At 65.1% G+C, this 18,956-nt stretch carries 17 protein-coding genes; 12 read left to right on the forward strand and 5 right to left on the reverse strand.

All coding sequences use genetic code 11. The features are described from left to right. The first annotated feature begins 916 nt into the window (after positions 1 to 916). The 3 genes from KB879_RS15275 (at position 917) to KB879_RS15285 (ending at position 2,500) form a co-directional block, all read left to right on the forward strand. Complete coding sequence (locus tag KB879_RS15275) at positions 917 to 1,291, forward strand: hypothetical protein (RefSeq protein ID WP_010812735.1); 375 nt, start codon at positions 917 to 919, stop codon at positions 1,289 to 1,291. A gap of 249 nt (positions 1,292 to 1,540) precedes the next feature. Next, complete coding sequence (locus tag KB879_RS15280; RefSeq protein WP_013953610.1) at positions 1,541 to 1,744, forward strand: cold-shock protein; 204 nt, start codon at positions 1,541 to 1,543, stop codon at positions 1,742 to 1,744. A 276-nt stretch (positions 1,745 to 2,020) separates the two neighbouring features. Then, positions 2,021 to 2,500, forward strand: a complete 480-nt coding sequence (locus KB879_RS15285; RefSeq protein ID WP_013953611.1) for a hypothetical protein — start codon at positions 2,021 to 2,023, stop codon at positions 2,498 to 2,500. Between the two features lie 166 nt (positions 2,501 to 2,666). Here the strand turns inward: KB879_RS15285 and KB879_RS15290 are convergent, their stop codons facing one another. The 3 genes from KB879_RS15290 to KB879_RS15300 all read right to left on the reverse strand — a co-directional run bounded on the left by KB879_RS15290 (position 2,667) and on the right by KB879_RS15300 (position 6,596). Further along, positions 2,667 to 4,727, reverse strand: a complete 2,061-nt coding sequence (locus KB879_RS15290) for a penicillin-binding protein 1A (RefSeq protein WP_249221314.1) — start codon at positions 4,725 to 4,727, stop codon at positions 2,667 to 2,669. 429 nt (positions 4,728 to 5,156) lie between these two features. After that, positions 5,157 to 5,495, reverse strand: a complete 339-nt coding sequence (locus tag KB879_RS15295; protein ID WP_013953613.1) for a hypothetical protein — start codon at positions 5,493 to 5,495, stop codon at positions 5,157 to 5,159. Positions 5,496 to 5,654: 159 nt separating this feature from the next. Next, positions 5,655 to 6,596 carry a pseudouridine-5'-phosphate glycosidase gene (locus tag KB879_RS15300; protein WP_211982007.1) on the reverse strand — a complete coding sequence of 314 codons (942 nt, stop codon included), beginning with the start codon at positions 6,594 to 6,596 and terminating at the stop codon, positions 5,655 to 5,657. A gap of 201 nt (positions 6,597 to 6,797) precedes the next feature. Here KB879_RS15300 and KB879_RS15305 point away from each other — a divergent pair, with 201 nt between their 5' ends. Continuing rightward, positions 6,798 to 7,565, forward strand: a complete 768-nt coding sequence (locus KB879_RS15305) for a ParA family protein (RefSeq protein ID WP_013953615.1) — start codon at positions 6,798 to 6,800, stop codon at positions 7,563 to 7,565. 154 nt (positions 7,566 to 7,719) lie between these two features. On the opposite strand, the gene KB879_RS15310 is transcribed toward KB879_RS15305, so the two are convergent. After that, positions 7,720 to 8,670 carry a LysR substrate-binding domain-containing protein gene (locus KB879_RS15310; RefSeq protein WP_249221315.1) on the reverse strand — a complete coding sequence of 317 codons (951 nt, stop codon included), beginning with the start codon at positions 8,668 to 8,670 and terminating at the stop codon, positions 7,720 to 7,722. Positions 8,671 to 8,791: 121 nt separating this feature from the next. On the opposite strand from KB879_RS15310, the gene KB879_RS15315 reads away from it, so the two are divergent. From KB879_RS15315 to KB879_RS15325, 3 genes are all read left to right on the forward strand, one after another. After that, the gene (locus tag KB879_RS15315; RefSeq protein ID WP_013953617.1) at positions 8,792 to 10,621 is read left to right on the forward strand and encodes a gamma-glutamyltransferase family protein; all 1,830 of its coding nucleotides are present in this window, start codon (positions 8,792 to 8,794) and stop codon (positions 10,619 to 10,621) included. 61 nt (positions 10,622 to 10,682) lie between these two features. Further along, a complete protein-coding gene (locus KB879_RS15320) occupies positions 10,683 to 11,660 on the forward strand; it encodes a tripartite tricarboxylate transporter substrate binding protein (protein WP_013953618.1) in 978 nt (325 codons plus the stop codon). 1 nt (position 11,661) lies between these two features. Continuing rightward, complete coding sequence (locus KB879_RS15325; protein ID WP_013953619.1) at positions 11,662 to 12,180, forward strand: GAF domain-containing protein; 519 nt, start codon at positions 11,662 to 11,664, stop codon at positions 12,178 to 12,180. 154 nt (positions 12,181 to 12,334) lie between these two features. On the opposite strand, the gene KB879_RS15330 is transcribed toward KB879_RS15325, so the two are convergent. Beyond that, on the reverse strand, positions 12,335 to 13,624 hold the full coding sequence (locus tag KB879_RS15330) for a M20/M25/M40 family metallo-hydrolase (RefSeq protein WP_013953620.1): 1,290 nt from the start codon (positions 13,622 to 13,624) through the stop codon (positions 12,335 to 12,337). Between the two features lie 725 nt (positions 13,625 to 14,349). On the opposite strand from KB879_RS15330, the gene KB879_RS15335 reads away from it, so the two are divergent. The 5 genes from KB879_RS15335 to KB879_RS15355 all read left to right on the forward strand — a co-directional run bounded on the left by KB879_RS15335 (position 14,350) and on the right by KB879_RS15355 (position 18,947). Continuing rightward, positions 14,350 to 15,213: a branched-chain amino acid ABC transporter permease gene (locus tag KB879_RS15335; RefSeq protein WP_211982009.1), complete on the forward strand. Its 864-nt coding sequence runs from the start codon at positions 14,350 to 14,352 to the stop codon at positions 15,211 to 15,213. A 13-nt stretch (positions 15,214 to 15,226) separates the two neighbouring features. Next, positions 15,227 to 16,249, forward strand: a complete 1,023-nt coding sequence (locus KB879_RS15340; RefSeq protein ID WP_013953622.1) for a branched-chain amino acid ABC transporter permease — start codon at positions 15,227 to 15,229, stop codon at positions 16,247 to 16,249. After that, entirely contained in the window at positions 16,242 to 17,006 is a 765-nt protein-coding gene (locus KB879_RS15345; protein WP_013953623.1) for an ABC transporter ATP-binding protein, read from the forward strand. The genes KB879_RS15340 and KB879_RS15345 overlap by 8 nt, the downstream gene beginning before the upstream one ends. Continuing rightward, complete coding sequence (locus tag KB879_RS15350; RefSeq protein WP_013953624.1) at positions 16,993 to 17,700, forward strand: ABC transporter ATP-binding protein; 708 nt, start codon at positions 16,993 to 16,995, stop codon at positions 17,698 to 17,700. Before KB879_RS15345 ends, KB879_RS15350 begins: the two co-directional genes overlap by 14 nt. A gap of 74 nt (positions 17,701 to 17,774) precedes the next feature. After that, the gene (locus KB879_RS15355; RefSeq protein ID WP_013953625.1) at positions 17,775 to 18,947 is read left to right on the forward strand and encodes an ABC transporter substrate-binding protein; all 1,173 of its coding nucleotides are present in this window, start codon (positions 17,775 to 17,777) and stop codon (positions 18,945 to 18,947) included. Positions 18,948 to 18,956 lie beyond the last annotated feature (9 nt).

Genomic DNA, 18,956 nt, shown 5'->3' on the forward strand with positions numbered 1-18,956 from the left:
CACGCCGATCAGCCGAAAGCGCGCCAACGTCCGCAGTCACTACCAGCTAAAGCAATACGCTCATAAGCAGGCCTGGCGAGCCTGACCTTCCCTTGCGCGAACTCGGCCGAGGGATTTCAGAAAAGCGTAGCCCTGGATTGTCACCTGAGGGCGGCTTTGGTTTGGCCCAAGGCGCTCAAGCGTAACCAGTTGATACGCGAGCAGCGTATCCATATCCGCGCGGTCCAGCTCCGTTGGGTCGGAGCTGCCGCTTACCAGCACAAGCGTGGCGAATTCATGATGACTCAGCACAGTCGTCTCCCAAGCTGTAGGTTTACTTTTGCTACGGGACTTCACTACCGTCCGTGACAGCCGGCCTGGTTTGCACAGGCCGCTTGTTTCGCCTCGGACGCGAGGTTCTGGCTGGCGGGTGCTTGTTCTCGCACCCGGAACGTTCATCTTAGTTGCTCGCCACCTTGTGTTCAATATGATTGGAAGCATGTCTGACGTAATCCCCAGTATTTTCTCCATTGCCAAAACGTGCGCAGGGGAAGCTCGACGAATATCGCAACGTGATATGCATCCAGGTTCAGGAGCATTCATTCGCCGACCGGCCGGACGGCTTGCATTAGCACCACTCGGCGAGGTCCGCTACCAATATGCCGCTGCTGGGGAAAGGCATTGAGCTTCAGGCCGAATGAGGACCACTCTGTGTCAAAAAAAAACCCGCGTCGCCGGAGCGGTTGCGCGGGTGGTGGTAGCAGGACTACAGGGCGATTCTATATTGACTTAGATTTTTCTTACGTCAGAATTAAGCAGGATCTTGACTCCAAATCTGAAGCCAAGAGTCATGAGCGGGGCGACGTGGCGTTGAGTTCAGTAGCACGTTGAAGCAGGCCGGCGACCCCCGCGCGGGAAGGTGTGAGTGGAGGCAGAAATGACAACGGCTCGGGCTGGAACCAAAGGGGAAGCTATCAGGCTCCTGGAGGCAGAGGGGGTCGCGCTGGTCGAGCTCGACTATGAGTCAGGCTGGCAGGATGCCATTGAGCTCGGGCGCCTGGGTAATAAGGTAGGGATACGGGTGGAGTATCGCGGACACGAAAGCATCGCCGTGAAGTCCCTCGCGGCGCTCATTGCCGGCCTCAGCCGGCCGAAGGTGTCCTTCCGGCAACGGAACCTTTACTGCCAGTTTGCATTGGACCAGCTGGCAGCCAACGAGTTGGTGGCCCTGGAGACAAAGGCCATGAAGGCTGGCGACTACATCCTGGCCGGACACCTGTTGCGGGACGTCGATGCCGTCTGGACTGAGTAAGCCTGGATCGGGGGGATTTCCTCGGATTCGGCGCTCGGAAATTTGCGCACCCCGCCCGTATCGCGACTCGCCCGCCTCATCTTCAGCGCTCTCACCCAGAGGTTAACCCGCAGATACTGCCCGCCCTCCTCTTCGGTATGCTAGGGGTTCGGCGCGCCGTATCGCGTTCAACCATATTCTGGCGACGGGGCGATTCTGGGGCGGGACTTCTCAGCACGCAACCTGTGTGCACTAAATGTCGAGGACGAGATGGCGACTGGCATCGTGAAGTGGTTTAACAGTGAAAAGGGTTATGGGTTCATCACGCCGGATGATGGCGGCAAGGACTTGTTTGCCCACCACAGCGAAATCCAGGGCACCGGGTTCAAATCGCTGGAGGAAGGCGCGAGGGTGGAATTTGAAGTCACGCAAGGTCAGAAAGGCCCACAAGCGTCACAGATTCGCCCGCTATAGTCGCCCTGCGCCGCCTGACGGCCTGAATTGACAAAGCCCTCCACGAATTGCGAAGGGCTTTTCTGCTTTCCGGCTCGTGGCGACCCCATCCTGGGGATCGCTATTTCCTGCGCCAATATCGACTGACAACAGCATTCCGGGCTCAGCGCGACAGGTCTCGGGCTCATGGCGACGGAGGTAGTCGACCACCGTTGCGAGTTTCAAACGGAGCCGCTTGCCGCCCCGTGTAAACTCCTGCATCGGCGGATCGCCAACCATCCCCTATTGAGGAAGAACATGACTCGACAATCACTTCGTACGCTGTGCCTGACCCTGCTGCTAGCCGCTGCCACCACACCGGCGCTGGCCGATGACCTGAAGAACGCCGTGGGAGGCGGTCTGGGCGGTGCCGCGGGCGCGGCCGTCGGTGGCGCACTGGGCGGCAGCACGGGTGCCGTGATCGGCGGCGCGGTGGGCGGCGGTGCGGGCGGCGCGGTGACTGCCAACAAGAAGGAACGGACTGGCGCCGTCGTGGGTGGCGCGCTGGGCGGTGGCGCCGGCGCGGCGGCCGGCAATGCCCTGGGCGGCCGGACCGGCGGCATCGTCGGTGCCGCGGCCGGTGGTGCAGCGGGTTCGGCGCTGGGCGGCAATGTGTCGCGCAACAACTATGCCGATGACCACAGGAACGGCAATGTGTCGCGCAACAGCTATGGCGACGACAAGAACGGCAATCGGGGCAAGCACAAGGGCCAAAAGAAGCATCGTCACGACGACTGAGCGAGGCGACGCGCGATGGCGCCCGTCATTGGGGCATCTGTCCCATCGCGCGCTTGACCGCGTCGCGCGCCGGGTTCCGGACGGCCGCCGCTGCGGTCGACCGGCTCGGGTCGCGCTGCGTCGGCGGAAGCTGTGAAGGCGAATTTCGCGTCCGCCAGCGTCGGCGTCAAAACCTCCAGAACAGGAAGTGCCGATGCTGTTGCGCCTGGACCTTGCGAGGAGCCCTGGTCTCAGGGGTGAGCCGCGCGTCCGGATCGATCACCCGCGCACGCAGCGCCATATCGTAGAACGCGCCCACCATCGGCAGGGCGCTATGCGCGCCCTGGCCCCAGTCGTTGCCGAGCGTCACACGTCCATCGTCAAAACCCACCCACGCGCCCGCGACCAGTTGCGGATGCATCAGGATGAACCAGCCATCCGCGTTGTCCTGCGTGGTGCCCGTCTTGCCGGCCACGTCGGCGCGAATCCCGAAGCGCGTCCGGATACCTGCGCCGGTGCCCCGGATAACGACGTCGCGCATCACATCGACGAGCGTTTGCGCGGCGGCGGCGGGCAGTGCCTGCTCCGGCGCTGCGCTCGCAAATTCGGCGAGCACCTTGCCGTCGTGATCCTCGATGCGGGTAACCATGCGCGGCTCGACATAGGCGCCACGGTTCGCGATCGTGCTGTACGCCGATACCATTTCCTTGAGCGTGACCGGGCTCGTGCCGAGCGCGAGCGACGGCACCGCTTCGAGCGGACTGTCGCGCACGCCCATCGCGCGCGCAAGCCGTGCGACCTTCTCGGGGCGTTCCTTTTGCATGAGCTGAGCGGTGACGCGGTTGCGCGAATACACTAGCGCGTCGCGCAGCGTCATCGGTCGGTCGGTGGGCGGCGCCGCGTCGGTAGGCCGCCAGGTCGCCTGGCCGGCCAGTGGAATGGCGACGTTCCGGTCTACGATCGTATCGCTTGGCCGCGCGCCGTCCGCGAACGCCGCCCCGTAGACGAACGGCTTGAAAGTCGAACCCGGCTGGCGCCGGGCCTGCTGAACGTGATCGAACGGTGCGTCACTGAAGTCGCGACTACCGACCCATGCCTTGATATCGCCGTTGCGCGGATCGATCGCGACAAAACCCGCCTGGACCTGAGTCTTGCTCCGGCAGAGTGCGCGGACGAACGTCGGGTTGGTGCCGAGTTTCCTGAGCGCCGCCTGATCCGATTGACCAGCATCGCGTGCGGCGCGATAGTCGGGCGTTTGCCGGATGAACGTCCGGAACAGGTCGTTGCCAGGCCAACAGCCCGTGCGTTCGTTCCACGCCCCGTTCGCGATCCATTGCAGCTGGCTCGCCTGCCAGTCCATCGCCTGCACCGCCATCGCCTGCAGACGGTAATTCATGGTCGTGCGCACGACCAGCCCGTCGGCGTATATGTTGTAGCCATTGCGGCTGGCCCATGCGATCAGCCATTTGCGCAGCAGCGCGGAAAAATGCGGCGCCGCGCTTCGTGGCGCGGTCTGCAGTTCGAAATTGACGTTAAGCGGTTGCCGGCTCAACCAGGAGTAAGCATCGGGCTTGAGCTTGCCGTACTTGTTCATCTGCCCGAGCACCGTGTTTCGCCGCTCCAGTGCGCGCTCGGGATTCAGGACCGGGTTGTAGGTGCTGTTGGCCTTCAGCATGCCGACGAGTGTCGCGCTTTCGAGGATGTCGAGCTGATGCGCCGATTTGCCGAAGTAGGTGCGTGCGGCCATTTCCACGCCGTAGGCGTTATACAGGAACGGCACATTGTTCAGGTACGTCTCAAGGATCTGGTCCTTGCTGTACACGGCTTCGATCTTGAGCGCCGTGATCGCTTCCCTGATCTTGCGCGCGAGGGTCGGCGCGCGGCCGACTTCGTCGGGATACAGGTTGCGCGCGAGCTGCTGCGTGATCGTCGAGCCTCCCTGCCGGTCGCCAGAGAACGTATGCAGCGCGGCCGACGCGGTACGCAGCCAGTCGATCCCGTAATGCTCATAAAAGCGGCGATCTTCGGTGGCGACCAATGCAGCCACCATGTGCGGCGAGATCTGCCCGAGCGATACCCACTCGCGATTGACCGGTTTGAATTCGTCGATCACTCTGCCGTCGGCCGATACGATCAGCGCTGGGCGGTCGATGCGGGCTTTGCGGATGTCGCCGATGCCCGGCGTAAACGGCACGAGCGCCAGCACGTACAGCAGAAACAGCGCCGGCACTGCGGCGAGCGTCAGCATGATGCCGCGTCGCGTCGGGTGGCGAAGCCGGCGCAGCGCGCCGGGAAAGACGCGCCTGGCTATCGTGACGCTGGCAGCGGCCAGCGATTGGATGCGGATGAGCCACCGTGCGCAGTACTCACGACAAAACAATAGACAGCGGCGATTCACGGTGGCGGGACGCTTTGCGGAAAGAGCGGGATCGTACCAAAGCGGAAGGAAGCATCTGTTGTCAATACGGGGCTGCGCGGGCGGCATTAACAAACGATTACATTTGTTTCGTACGGCCAACGTGCGCTACCTGTGCTCCTGGCTTTGCGGCGGTCATTTTTGCGATCAATGCCGGCGGGCGGCGTATGGCATGCGAGCGCGCGTCGGCGATCCGAACGCCTGCGCTCGATCGCATAGCGAACTGAGGTAGTGAAGCAATCGCCTGACCTCTGACGCGCTTCAGCGGCCCATGCGGCGGTTGTAGCTGCGCGAAATGCGCGCCATCAACGCCGGATCAGGTGCAGCCATGCCGTCGAATTCCACCCGTACGAAGCCGTCTGCCTGCTGGTGAACTCCGGCCATCACCGTGCTGGTATCCAGACTGCCGACGACCACGCCATTGACCGGGTCCTCGACGCTGATCGCCAGGCCCTGGTCGCGCATTGCCTCGGCGGCTGCGGTGAAGGTGCGATCGAAGCTGGCCGGCCCCATGACGGTAAAGGCGCCTGTTCCGGCCGGCTCCAATGTACATGCCGAAAGCGCCAGCATGGCGCCGCAGACTATCAGTGAGAGTCGCATGATGATGACTCCTTCTGCCAGCCCCGGATCGAAAATGTACGCGTTGCGACTTCAGGCGAGTTTTCCACTCCCCGGTCGCTAAATTACAAGATTAGGCGACGTCGGCGCATAGACACAGCTTGCCAGGTGCGCGCCCGCACCCTGCGGACGCCGACCTGCTCACCTGACCGGCTGCCCGATCGCCGCCAATGCCAGCGCCAGCCTTGCCCCCACCTCGGCGTTGTGTTTTACGAGCGCGATGTTTGTCGCCAGGCTGCGTCCGCTCGTCAGCGCCTTGATGCGAGCCAGCAGGAAAGGCGTCACGGCCTTGCCGGTGATCCCCTGCGCCGTGGCCTCGGCGAGCGCCTGCTGAGTCAGCGCGTCGATCTCCCCGGACGTCATCGCTGCCGCTTGCGGCACCGGTGTGCTCAACACCACGCCGCCCGCCAGGCCCAAGTCCCACTTGGTGCGGATGAAGCGCGCCTGCTCCGCCGCGTTGTCCAGCCTGAAGTCAGCACGAAAGCCGCTGTCGCGCGTGTAGAACGCAGCAACATTGTCTTGCTCACAGCTGAGCACCGGCACGCCGTGTGTTTCCAGGTATTCCAGCGTGAGTCCGATGTCCAGGATGGACTTCGCCCCGGCACAGACCACCACCACCGAGGTCCTGGCCAGTTCCTGCAGGTCGGCCGAGATGTCAAAGGTCTCCTGCGCACCGCGGTGCACGCCTCCAATCCCGCCGGTGACGAAGACCTCAATGCCCGCCAGCGCGGCACATATCATCGTGCCGGCCACTGTCGTGGCGCCGAGCCCGCCACCGGCCAGCACGGCTGGCAGGTCGCGGCGGCTCACCTTGTGCACCCGGTCCGAGCGCCCGAGCAGTTCCAGTTCGTCGTCCGAAAGCCCGATGCGGATTCGTCCGCCAATCAGCGCGATCGTCGCAGGCTCGGCTCCCAGGTCGCGGATCAGCGCCTCCACTTCGCGCGCAGTGCGAACGTTCTCCGGGTAAGGCATGCCGTGGGCGATGATGGTCGATTCCAGCGCCACGAGCGGGCGGCCGGCAGCCTGTGCAGCGGCCACAGGCGCACTGAAGGTCAACCAGGAGCGGGCAAGGTCGGCAACCATGTCGATGCTTTCGATGGCGGGAGCCGCATAGTGTGCAGCACAAGGCTGGTCCATGAGGGGCAAGCGCGGGACCACCTCAAGGCACCAATGGTACAGCGAGCCCCGGGCCTGGAATATCGTTTCATAGCCGGGCGGGTGCTGCCGGAAACCTCACGCTAAGGTATGCTGCCGCTTTCGGATCGATTCTCTCCAGAGGGGCAAATGCGGCGCGTCGTCTTCAATCAGAAGGGTGGGGTCGGAAAATCGACCATTGTATGCAATCTCGCGGCGATCAGCGCCAGCGAGGGCTTGCGCACCCTGGTCATTGACCTCGATGCACAAGGTAACTCCACCCAGTACCTGCTTGGCGCGCAGGCCGCGGAGGCAAGTCCGACCGCGGCCAATTTTTTCGAGACCTCCCTGACCTACAACTTCAGGCCGGTGGAATTTACGTCCTTTGTCCACCCGACGCCGTTCGAGAACCTAGATGTGATGCCGGCGCATCCTGACCTGGATTCCCTCCACGGCAAGCTCGAGTCCCGCTACAAGATCTACAAGCTACGCGACGCCTTGCTCGAACTGGAGGCAGTCTATGACGCCATTTACATCGACACGCCACCGGCCCTGAATTTCTATACCCGCTCCGCACTGATCGCCGTGGAGCGCTGCCTGATCCCGTTCGATTGCGATGACTTCTCGCGCCGTGCCCTCTACACGCTGCTCGATAACGTGAAGGAAATCCAACAGGACCACAACGACGGGCTGCAGGTCGAGGGGATCGTGATCAACCAGTTCCAGCCGCGAGCCAGCCTGCCGCAGAAGCTCGTCGACGAACTGGTAAGCGAGGGCCTGCCGGTACTTGAATCGCGGCTGTCTGCATCGGTGAAGATCCGCGAATCGCATCAGCATGCCACCCCCATGATCCATCTGGATCCGCGCCACAAGCTTGCGCAGGAATACGTGGCGTTGCACCGCGAGCTGGCTGGTTGAAGACGAGACCCTCGCGCGAACCTAAACCGCAATTAAAACAAGTAGATAGGAAGGGATTTCGGGAGAAACCCCAGACGGCCCTGCGACAGCCTGAATGTGTCGGAGCCGGCTCGCGGATGTGGAGGCGTGCGATGCGTGGGATGGGCCATCCGGCTCACTCTTCCTCCCACCGCAACGCCCCCAGGCAAGCAACCAGCGCCGTCACCACATCATCGTCCACCGCCTGCCGCCGCCACATCACCCCCACCGGTGGCAGATCCCAGCTAAGCGCATGCGGCAACGCAGTCGCCCCCTTGGAATCGGCCAGTTCGCTGGCCACCGCCTTCGGCACGATGGTCGTTGCCGCCGGATGCTTGCGCATCAGCGTAGCCATGGTCTTGATCGAATAGGTCTCGACGATCGGCGTGGGCTGCGCCACCCCCGCCACCGCAAAGATGGTGTTGATGGTGCGCCGGATCGGCGTGTTGGGCGGTGGCAGTATCCAGTCGCGCTCGGCCAGCTGGCGCCAGTCGAGCGGGCCGCGCGCCAGCCGGGCCGCTGCCGCGGTGGGCACAACCAGCGCCGGTTCTTCGCGATACAGCGGCTGCTGCGCGATGTCCGCGCCCGGCGCATAGAAAGTGCGCGCCACCACGCAGTCCAGTTCGTGCTCGCGCAGTGCGCTGACCAGTTCGTCGGTGGTGCCTTCGCGTACCAGCACCGAGATCCGCGGTGTCTGGGCCAGGCCGAAGGTGCAGGCGGCGTCGAGCACGCTGCGGCTGATGTACGGAATCACGCCGATGCGCAGCCGGCCCGACAGCCCGGACTCGATCGCTGCCAGTTCGCGCCCCAGCGCATCGGCATCGGACAGCGTCAGCCTGGCATGCGCCAGCACCGCACGGCCGGTGGGCGTGGGCTCCAGTCCGCGCCGGGTGCGGGTGAACAGCGGCGCCATGAAGATGTCTTCAATCTCGCGCAGGGTCTTGGTGACGGCCGGCTGCGACAGGTTGAGCTCGGCAGCCACCCGCGACACCGAGCGCTGGCGCTCCAGCGCCAGCAGCAGCGGCAGGTGCCTGAGGCGCAGGCGGGACACCAGGTTGTGGACCAGCTTGTCGGGGGCGATAGACACGGGGCCTTCCTGCAATGGAGGAGCAAGTCGCATTACCGGATGGTAATACCACAATAACCAAAGAGGCACTGCTGGTTATTCGCCAATCCTATACTGGCTAGCATCACAGGAGCTGCAAGCCATGTTCACCACCCGTCCCGAGATCGTTGGCACCTTTGGCGTCGCCGCCTCCACGCACTGGCTGGCGACGCAGACCGCCATGGGCGTGCTCGAGCGCGGCGGCAACGCCTTCGACGCCGCTGTCGCCGCCGGCTTTGTGCTGCAGGTGGTCGAGCCTCACCTGAACGGCCCCGGCGGCGAAGTGCCGATCGTCTACTGGAACGAGCGCGAACGCGCCATGCGCACTGTCTGCGGCCAGGGCCCGGCCCCGGCGCTGGCCGATCCGGGCGCGCTGCGCGCCATGGGCCTGGACCTGGTGCCCGGCATCGGCCTGATACCTGCCGCCGTGCCCGGGGCCTTCGGTGCGTGGCTGACGATGCTGCGCGAGCACGGCACGTGGTCGCTGGCCGACGTGCTGGCGCCCGCCATCGGCTATGCCCGCGACGGCTTCCCGCTGGTGCCGCGCATCTCGCGCGCGATCCTGGCGGTGCAGGCACTGTTCCGCGACGAGTGGCAAAGCTCGGCACGGACGTGGCTGCCGGACGGCAAGGTGCCGCGCCCCGGCAGCCTGCATACGCTGCCGGCGCTGGCCGCCACCTACACCCGCATCATCGAGGAGGCCCAGCGCCACAGCGACACCCGCACCGGCCAGATCGATGCGGCGCTGGACTGCTGGTACCGCGGCTTCGTCGCGCAGGAGATCGACGCGTACTGCCGCAATACGCCGGTGCGCGATACCACCGGCGACAAGCACACCGGCCTGCTGCGCTACGACGACATGGCCAGCTGGGCGCCGGAGATCGAGGCCCCGGTCACGCTGGACTTCGGCCGCTACACCGTGGCCAAGTGTGGCGTCTGGAGCCAGGGGCCGGTGTTCCTGCAGCAGCTGGGCATGCTGCGCCACGCCGCTCTGGAGCAGCACGCGCCAGACTCGCCGGAATTCGTGCACCGCATTGCCGAGGCCACCAAGCTGGCCATGGCCGACCGGCTGGCGTGGTATGGCGATCCGCATTTTGCGCCGAGCCCGCTGGCGGCGCTGCTCGACGATGGCTACCTGGCGGCGCGCGCGCAACGCATCGGCACACGTGCGGCGTTGTCGCTTGACCCGGGCATGGTGAACGGCATGGCACCGCGCCTGCCCGACCTGGCCGCGGCCGAGCGCACGCTGCAGCGCGCCGACGTGCGCTTCGGCGTGGGCGAGCCGACCTTTGCCGAACTGCCGCCGGTAGCTGAATGGGCCGAGCAAGAAATCTTTGTCGGCGATACCTGCCATATCGACGTGATCGACCGCCACGGCAATATGGTCGCGGCGACGCCGTCGGGCGGCTGGCTGTCGTCGAGCCCGACCATTCCGTCGCTGGGCTTTGCCCTCAATACCCGCCTGCAGATGACCTGGCTGGAGCCCGGCCTGCCCAACACCCTCGCACCCGGCCAGCGGCCCTGCACCACGCTGTCGCCATCGCTGGCGCTGCGCGACGGCGAGCCATACATGGTGTTCGGCACGCCGGGCGGCGACCAGCAAGACCAGTGGTCGCTGGCGTTCTTCCTGCGCCATGCCGTCCACGGCATGAACCTGCAGGAGGCAATCGACGCGCCGGCCTGGCACATCGATCATTTCCCGGCATCATTCTGGCCGCGCCAGACGGTGCTCAACCGCATCAGCGTCGAATCGCGCTTTCCCGAGGCGACCCTGGCTGCACTGCGTGAGCTCGGCCACGAAGTGCGTATTGGCGAGCCCTGGTCGGAGGGGCGCATGTCCGCCTGCTCGCGCGAGCGGGACCCCCGCGGCCGGCTCGTGCTGCGTGCCGGGGCGAACCCGCGCGGCATGCAGGGCTACGCGGTCGGACGCTGAACGGCAACCATTAAAGGCCGGCTGTACCTGACAGCCAGGCCAGACATCAAGGAGAAAACCCATGAAGTGCGTCGTGAAATCCCTGCTGCGCGGCATCGTCGTGCTGGCGCTTGGCGTCGCCGGGCTTGCCCAGGCAAGCGAAGCCTATCCGCAAAAGCCGATTACGCTGATCGTGCCTTGGGCGGCGGGCGGCTCGACGGATATCCTGGCGCGCGTGCTGTCCGAGCACCTGACCCGCTCGCTCGGCCAGCCGGTGATCGTCGACAACAAGCCGGGTGCCTCGGGCAACATCGGCTCCGCCATGGTCGCCCGTGCCAAGCCCGACGGCTACACCCTGCTGGTCGGTTCAATGAGCACGCACGCCATGAACCCTGCGCTGATGCAGAACATGCCGTTTCGGGGCGTCGAGGATTTCACCCCGCTGGGGCTGCTGGCGTATGTGACCAACACAATGGTGGTGCACCCGTCGGTGCCCGCGCAGAACGTGAAGGAACTGATCGCCTACGCAAAGGCCAATCCCGGCAAGCTGGCCTATGCCAGCGCCGGCTCTGGTTCCACCAACCACCTGAGCGCCGCGCTGTTCGAAAAGCTGGCCGGCGTCCAGCTGCTGCACGTCCCGTACAAGGGGGGAGCGCCAGCCGTGGTCGACACGGTCGCGGGCCAGACACAGCTGCTCTTCTCGGCCGGCACCCAGACGCTGCCGCATGTGAGGGCTGGCAAGCTGCGCCTGCTCGCCGTGACGGAGTCCAGGCGCTCACCGCTGCTGCCCAACGTGGCTACGGTGGCAGAGACCCTGCCCGGCTACGAGCTGGCGGTCTGGTACGGCGCCTTCGGCCCGAAGGGGATGCCGGCCGACCTGACCGCGCGCCTGAACCGCGAGATCAATGCCGTCATGTCGATGCCCGAGGTGAAGGCGAAGATGAATGCCATCGGCGTCGAAACGACCACATCGACACCGCAGCAGTTCGGCACCATCCTGCGCCGCGATGCCGACCGCTATGGCAAACTGATCCGCGAACTTGGCATCCAGGGGGAGTGACGTGGAAGCAATTCTCGGCAATCCACAGCAGTTGATCGCGCAGGTGAACCGCCTGTGTGATGCCTTGCAGCGTGCGGCAAGTCCGCTTGCAACGCTCGACGCCATTGGGCACGCGACCATGGAGATGCTTGGCCCGGGGTTGCTGACCATCAATGCCTGGTATGCCGATGCCGCGCAGATCGAGCGGCTCTGGTCATCGAGTACTACCGCCTACCCCGTAGGCGGCCGCAAGACCAAGGGCGACAGCCCGTGGAAGCGTCAGCTGCTGGAGCGCGGTGAAGTCTTCGTCGGTGAAGGTGACGCGGCGCTCGCCGAGGTGTTCGACGATATCGACACCATCCGCTCGCTGGGCTGCAGGGCTGTTGTGAACGTGCCGCTCTGCCACGCGGGCAGGGTGATCGGGACGTTCAACTACCTAGCGGATCGGTCGGTCTGGTCTGGCGCCGAACTGGCCGCGTTGCGCACCATGGCCAACCTCACCGTACTGGCGGTCAAGACGCGGCTTGCATCCACCGAATGACCGAGGCGCGTCAAGGCCGTGCCAGGCATTGCCTGAATGAGATGGCATGCGCGGAAGCTGCATGCCGGTGCACTGGTGAGCATCACAGCCCGCCCTACTCGGTAGTCGTGCCTGCGGCGAATCGCCCTCAATGACCTTGAGGGCTATCGCTCGCTTAACGCCCAGCCTTGTCCTGCGAGACGTCCATGATCATCCGCGTCAGCAGGTACAACCGCGGCGTGACCGAGTTCAGATCGACATACTCGGCATCATTGGAGTGAGCACCGAAGCCTCGCAGCCCGAAGCGCTCGATCACCGGCGCCTTGGTGTCCGCAGCCGCGAAGGCGGCATCGGTGCCTCCGCCTTCCGCGGTGTCGTGGACCTGGAGCGTTTCACCGATCTCCGCATAGATGCCTTGCGCATGCGCGGCGAGCTTGCGTGCTGGGTCGCTTACCTCCAGCGGGGGACGGCGGCGCTCGAATTTCACGTCAACCTTGGTGTCGGGAATGAGCTGCTTGCGGATGCGTTCCTGCAGCGTTTTCTCGAGGCTATCGTAGTCAGCGGTGCGCAGCACGCGTACGTCTGCCTGCGCGGTAGCGGTGGCCGGGATCACGTTGCGATTGGTGCCGGACGAGGAGACTGTCCAGTTGACCTTGAGGCCGGTGGCGGGATTGGAGAGGTCGCGCATCTGCAGGACCTGGTGCGACAGTTCATAGAGCGCATTGCGGCCCTGCTCGGGCGCACTGCCCGCGTGCGACGCCTTGCCCTGCGCCGTGAGATAGATCGAACCGATGCCACTGGTCGCCAGCGACAGGCGGTCGCCGGTGACGCGGCTGGCCTCGCATGAGAACACGGCATCCTGCTGTGCGCCCAGCCGGGTCAGCACGGCCCGCGCACCGGGCGAGCTGATTTCCTCGTCGCCGTTGATCAGCACCGTCAGCGTGCCGTAGTCCTTGAACTTCATCTTCTGCAGGATGGCGATGGTGTGCAGGATCACGGCCACGCCGTTCTTGTCGTCGGCGATGCCCAGCCCGTAGGCGCGGTCACCCTCGATGCGGAAGGGCTGCTGGGCCAGCATGCCGCGCAGGTACACGGTGTCCATATGGGCGATCAGCATGATGTTCCGCTTGCCGCTGCCCTTGAACTGCGCCATCACCATCTTGCCCACTTGCTTGGGCGTGTCTTCCATCCGGTAGATTTCGGCTGGCTCGACCAGCTTGGCTTCGGTGGCTCCCAGTGCCGCCAGCCGGTCCCGGATCAGCGTGGCGATGCGGTCCAGCCCTTCGATGTCCTTGCTGCCGGACTCGATCGACACAAGGTCTTTCAAGGTCGCGATGAGTGCGGGCTTCTCCTGTCGTGCGAACTGATGAACCGGCTCGACCGCGGTGGCTGCGGCGGTGCCGGCAAGCGTGGCACCGGCGATGAACAGGACGGCAGCGCGCAGAGAAAAAATGCGGCAAGGCATGGGTAGGGTCTCCTGGGTTGCAGGTTACGGAGCGAAAAAGGCGGGAAAGCAGACAATGTCCCAACGGCCGGCATACAGCGCGCACGAGCATAGCGCGTCGCCGTATGGCGCACAACGGCGGGTACGCAGCCATGGAAGGATCCGCGGAAGCTTCGCACAGCCCCGGGTGGCTCGCCGAAAGCGGCGTAGGTCGGCACATCCGTCACGTACAGCAGTCCATGCAGGGAAAACATAGGGGTCATATGCCCCGTCGATGGCGGCGGGCAGACCCTCTCAGGACTTACCCGCAGGCCAGTGCCCTGCTATTTCGCGGTGCGGAATACTCTGCCGCTTTCCTTGACGGTGCCGCGAAGCCTATGCAACAGTCGGTGAAAACGAACGATCGTGCGGGAACACTCCCGACACCTCGTCACCGGGTCGCAACGCCGCCGTCCTCGTCGACGCGGCCAGTGCCCGGCTTGCCTGGCGGCCATCGCGCCGCATCGCACAGGAGACAACCATGCAGTACCTGCAACACGCATCTGCGCACCCGCACCGTGACCGCCACGGCGCGCCCTGGGCCAGGCCATCCCGCCCGCGCATCGCCGCGCGCGAGCCGGCACCGCCGCCCGCCTGAGTTCCGCCCCCGACTTCCTGACCGTGGCCGCGCCTGGCGCCGCCGCGATGGAACACGCACGGCCCTTGCCGCTGCGTGCCTGGTTTCACGAACCGCACGAGGTACCCCTGTGGCATTGTTCCTTCAACAGTTCCTGAACGGCCTGACGCTGGGAGGCGTCTACAGCCTGGTGGCGCTTGGCCTGACGCTGGTCTACGGCATCCTGCACGTGCCCAACTTCGCGCACGGCGCCTTCTACATGGCTGGCGCCTATGTGTCGTACTTCCTGATGACATCGCTGGGCGTGAACTACTGGCTGGCGATGCTGGGCGCGGCGCTGGCGGTGGCCGTATTGTCGATGGCTGCCGACCGGCTGGTGTTCCACCCGCTGCGCAACTCGCCCGAGTTGCACGACATGATCGCCGCGATCGGCATCCTGCTGTTCCTGGAAGCCGGCGCGCAGGCGCTGTGGGGCGCGGACTTCCACCGCATGCCCACGCCCTATGGCCAGATCGTCGACGTGTTCGGGCTGACCGCGCCGCTGCAGCGCCTGCTCATCATCGGCGCCGCCTTTGCGCTGATGGTGCTGCTGCACCTGTTCCTGACGCGCACCATGACCGGCGCCACCATCATGGCCATGGCGCAGAACCGCGAAGGCGCCGCGCTGGTCGGCATCGACGCCACCCGCGTGACGCTGCTGGTGTTTGCCATCTCCGGCGCGCTGGCCGCAATCGCCGCCACGCTCTACGCCCCGATCAACCTGGTCTACCCCAGCATGGGCAACCTGGTGATCAGCAAGGCCTTCGTCATCATCATCCTGGGCGGCATGGGCAGCATCCCCGGCGCCATCGTCGGCGGGCTGATCATCGGCATGGCCGAGAGCTTCGGCGGCTTCTACGTTTCCACCGACTACAAGGACATCATCGCCTTCGTGCTGCTGGTGGTGATCCTGTCTATCCGGCCGCAGGGCCTGTTTGCCGGCAAGGCAGCCTGAGGAGACTCCAGACATGAAAGCACTGCAAGGAAAAACCGGCTGGACGCTGCTGCTGGCGCTGGCCATCGCCTTCCCGCTGATCACGCCCAACAGCTATTACCTGACCGTGATGACGCTGGCCTTCATCTACGCCATCGCCACGCTCGGGCTGAACCTGATCACCGGCTACACCGGGCAGCTGAACCTGGCCCATGGCGGCTTCATGGCCATCGGCGCCTATACACTGGGCATCCTGACGGTGGACCACCAGGTGCCGTTCTGGCTGGCATTCGTGCTGGCCGGCGCGATCTGCATGGTGCTGGGCTATGTGATCGGCGTGGTGTCGCTGCGCCTGAAGGGCCATTACTTCTCGATCTTCACCATGTGCGTGGGCTACATCATCTACCTGCTGATCGAGAAGTGGGAAAGCCTGACGCATGGCACGGTGGGCCTGATCGGCATCCCGGTGCCGGCCGCGATCGGGCCGCTCAGCTTTGACAGCGTGCAGGCGCAGTACTACCTGGTGCTGTTCTTCCTGGCGGTCGGCACCTTCCTGATGCACCGCATAGTCACCTCGCTGCTGGGCCGCAGCTTCATGGCGGTGCGCAACAGCGACGCCCTGGCCGAGGCGCTGGGCATCAACCTGATGCGCACCAAGGTACTGTCGTTCGTGCTGTCGGTGGGCTACGCCGGCTTTGCCGGTGCGCTGTACGCCGGGCAGGTGCGCTTCCTGGGGCCGGATATCGCCCGCACCGACCTGACCTTCGACATGGTGATGTCGATGCTGGTGGGCGGCATCGGCACCATCTTCGGGCCGCTGCTGGGGGCGGTGCTGGTGCCGTGGATCACGCAGTCGCTGCAGTTCATGCAGGACTACCGCATGCTGGTGTTCGGCCCGGTGCTGATCCTGCTGATCATTTTCGTGCCGGACGGCATCGTGGGTTCCTGGCTGAAGAAGCAGGCGCGCAAGGCAGCCGCCGCACGGCGCGGCAAGCCGGCGCAGAACGCCAGCGCCCCTGCAGTATCGACCACCCGCGCCGGAGCCGACCATGCTTGAAATCCGCAACCTGACCAAGAAATTCGGCGGCCTGACCGCGGTGCACGATGTCTCGGTGACCTTCGAGCAAGGCCATATCAACGCCATCATCGGCCCCAACGGCGCCGGCAAGACCACCTTCTTCAACCTGGTGGCAGGCACGCATGCGCCCAGTTCCGGCCAGATCCTGTTCAAGGGCCAGGACGTGGCCGGCCTGCGCGCCGACCAGATCGCGCGCCTGGGCGTGGCCCGCACCTTCCAGGCCACGGCGCTGTTCGACCGCGCCACGGTGCTCGACAACCTGATCGTCGGCCACCGCCTGCGCACCCACTCGGGCCTGCGCGACGTGCTGTTCAACACGCGCCGCCTGCGTGAAGAAGAGCGCCTGTGCCGCGACAAGGCCGAAGCCGCGCTGGACTTCGTCGGCCTGTCGCACCTGGCGCATGAGGTCGCCGCCGACATCACGCAAGAGGCGCGCAAGCGCGTGGCCTTTGCGCTGGGGCTGGCGACCGACCCGGAACTGCTGCTACTGGACGAACCAGCCGGCGGCGTGAACCCGGAAGAGACCGTGGGCCTGGCCGAGCTGATCCGCAAGATGGTGCGCCATGGCAAGACCGTCTGCCTGATCGAACACAAGATGGACATGATCATGCGCCTGGCAGACAAGATCATGGTGCTGAACTACGGCGAGAAGATTGCCGAAGGCACGCCCGCGCAGATCCAGCAGGATCCGCATGTCATCGAGGCCTACCTGGGAGCCGACCATGTTGCAGCTTGAACGCGTCTCGCTGTCGTACGGCAGCTTCCGTGCCCTCGACAACATCACCCTGCACGCCCGCGCCGGCGAGCTGGTGGTGCTGCTGGGTGCCAACGGCGCCGGCAAGAGCTCGATCTTCCTGGCGATGAGCGCGATCCACCGCATCAGCGGCGGCAGCATGCGCTTTGACGGGCGCGAGCTGTCGGGCATGAAGCCGTCGCAGATCGTTCAGGCCGGGCTGGTGCACTGCCCGGAGGGCCGCAAGCTGTTCCCGGCGATGAGCGTGGAGAAGAACCTGGTGCTGGGCGCCTACGTGCACCGGCGCGATGGCGCGGGCATCCGCAAGACGCTGGAAGAGGTCTATGAACTGTTCCCGATCCTGCGGCAGAAGAAGGACGATGCGGCCGGCTCGCTGTCCGGCGGGCAGCAGCAGATGGTGGCACTGGGCCGCGCCCTGATGAGCCGCCCGCGCGCGCTGTTGCTGGACGAACCGTCGCTGGGTCTGGCGCCGCTGGTGGTTAAGCAGATGTTCGAGATCATCCAGCGAATCAACCGCGCCGGCACCACCGTGCTGCTGGCCGAGCAGAACGCCTACGCGGCGCTGGGGATCGCGCATCGCGCCTATGTGATCGAGAGCGGGCGCATCGTGATGGAAGGGGATCGGGATACGTTGCTGAAGGATGAGGGGATTCGGAAGGCGTATATCGGGGGGTAGGTTCAGAGGAGCCGGCCCGCGACAGCAAGACACAACCAGACCTAGCAAGCGCAGTACTTTCAGGAGACAAGACAATGCAAAGCAAGATCATGCGCCGTATCTTCCCGCTGGCCGCCACCGCCGTGGCCGCCATGCTGGCCTCTGGCACCGCACTGGCGCAGGAAGTGGTCAAGATCGGCTATACCGGGCCGCTGTCCGGCGGCGCCGCGCTGTATGGCAAGAACGTGCTGTCGGGCGTGCAGATGGCGGTGGACGAGATCAATGCATCCGGCCTGGAAGTCAAGGGCAAGAAGGTCAAGCTGGAGGTGGTGGCGCTGGACGACAAGTACTCGCCCGCCGAGGCCGCCATCAACGGGCGCCGCCTGGTGCAGCAGCACAAGACCCCGGCGGTGTTCGTGCCCCATTCGGGCGGCATCTTCGCGCTGCAGGCCTTCAATGAGCAGGAGAAGTTCCTGGTGATGGCCTACTCCAGCGTGCCGCGCATCACCGACGCCGGCAACAAGCTGACCATCCGCATCCCGCCAGCGTACACCGGCTATATCGAGCCCTTCGTCAAGGCGCAGATGAAGCGCTACGGCAAGAACGTGGCGCTGGCCCCGGCCGACCACGACTACGCCAAGGCCTGGGTGCAGGCCTTCGTGCCGGCGTGGGAATCGGCCGGCGGCAAGGTGGTGGCCAACAATCCGATGTCATACACCAAGGCCACCGACTTCTACAGCGGCGTGTCGCGCGCGATGAGCGAGAAGCCGGACGTGATGTTCGTCGGCGGCCCGTCGGAGCCGACCGCACTGGTGGTCAAGCAGGCGCGCGAACTGGGCTTCAAGGGCGGCTTTATCGTGATGGACCAAGCCAAGATGGATGAAATGGCCAAGGTCACCAACGGCCTGGGCATGCTGGAAGGTTCCATCGGCGTGCTGCCGCTGGTCAACGACAGCCGCCCCGCCGCGCAGAACTTCAACGCCAGGTACAAGAAGCTGCATGACGGGCGCGATGCCACCACCGAGATGTCGCTGAACTACACCATGGTGTACGCGCTGGCCGGTGCGATGAAGCTGGCCGGCACCACCAGCGACGCGGCAGCGATCCGGGCGAAGATGCCCGACGCGGTCAAGGGGCTGGCCAAGGAGGTCAACCCCAACGAAGTCGATGGCATCGACGCCAAGGGCGGGTCGATGGCCGACACCATCGTCGGCTGGGTGCAGAACGGCAAGATTTCGCAGGTCCGGTTGTCGGAGCTGGCGAAGTAAGCCAGGCTG

Source organism: Cupriavidus sp. KK10, assembly GCF_018223725.1.
GTDB classification, from domain to species: Bacteria; Pseudomonadota; Gammaproteobacteria; order Burkholderiales; family Burkholderiaceae; genus Cupriavidus; species Cupriavidus necator.

Bases quoted from the DNA above. Each gene is read 5' to 3' on its own strand.
- KB879_RS15275 (WP_010812735.1), top strand. From the start codon at position 917: ATGACAACGGCTCGGGCTGGAACCAAAGGGGAAGCTATCAGGCTCCTG.
- KB879_RS15280 (WP_013953610.1), top strand. From the start codon at position 1,541: ATGGCGACTGGCATCGTGAAGTGGTTTAACAGTGAAAAGGGTTATGGG.
- KB879_RS15285 (WP_013953611.1), top strand. From the start codon at position 2,021: ATGACTCGACAATCACTTCGTACGCTGTGCCTGACCCTGCTGCTAGCC.
- KB879_RS15290 (WP_249221314.1), bottom strand. From the start codon at position 4,727: ATGCTGACGCTCGCCGCAGTGCCGGCGCTGTTTCTGCTGTACGTGCTG.
- KB879_RS15295 (WP_013953613.1), bottom strand. From the start codon at position 5,495: ATGCGACTCTCACTGATAGTCTGCGGCGCCATGCTGGCGCTTTCGGCA.
- KB879_RS15300 (WP_211982007.1), bottom strand. From the start codon at position 6,596: ATGGTTGCCGACCTTGCCCGCTCCTGGTTGACCTTCAGTGCGCCTGTG.
- KB879_RS15305 (WP_013953615.1), top strand. From the start codon at position 6,798: ATGCGGCGCGTCGTCTTCAATCAGAAGGGTGGGGTCGGAAAATCGACC.
- KB879_RS15315 (WP_013953617.1), top strand. From the start codon at position 8,792: ATGTTCACCACCCGTCCCGAGATCGTTGGCACCTTTGGCGTCGCCGCC.
- KB879_RS15320 (WP_013953618.1), top strand. From the start codon at position 10,683: ATGAAGTGCGTCGTGAAATCCCTGCTGCGCGGCATCGTCGTGCTGGCG.
- KB879_RS15330 (WP_013953620.1), bottom strand. From the start codon at position 13,624: ATGCCTTGCCGCATTTTTTCTCTGCGCGCTGCCGTCCTGTTCATCGCC.
- KB879_RS15340 (WP_013953622.1), top strand. From the start codon at position 15,227: ATGAAAGCACTGCAAGGAAAAACCGGCTGGACGCTGCTGCTGGCGCTG.
- KB879_RS15345 (WP_013953623.1), top strand. From the start codon at position 16,242: ATGCTTGAAATCCGCAACCTGACCAAGAAATTCGGCGGCCTGACCGCG.
- KB879_RS15350 (WP_013953624.1), top strand. From the start codon at position 16,993: ATGTTGCAGCTTGAACGCGTCTCGCTGTCGTACGGCAGCTTCCGTGCC.
- KB879_RS15355 (WP_013953625.1), top strand. From the start codon at position 17,775: ATGCAAAGCAAGATCATGCGCCGTATCTTCCCGCTGGCCGCCACCGCC.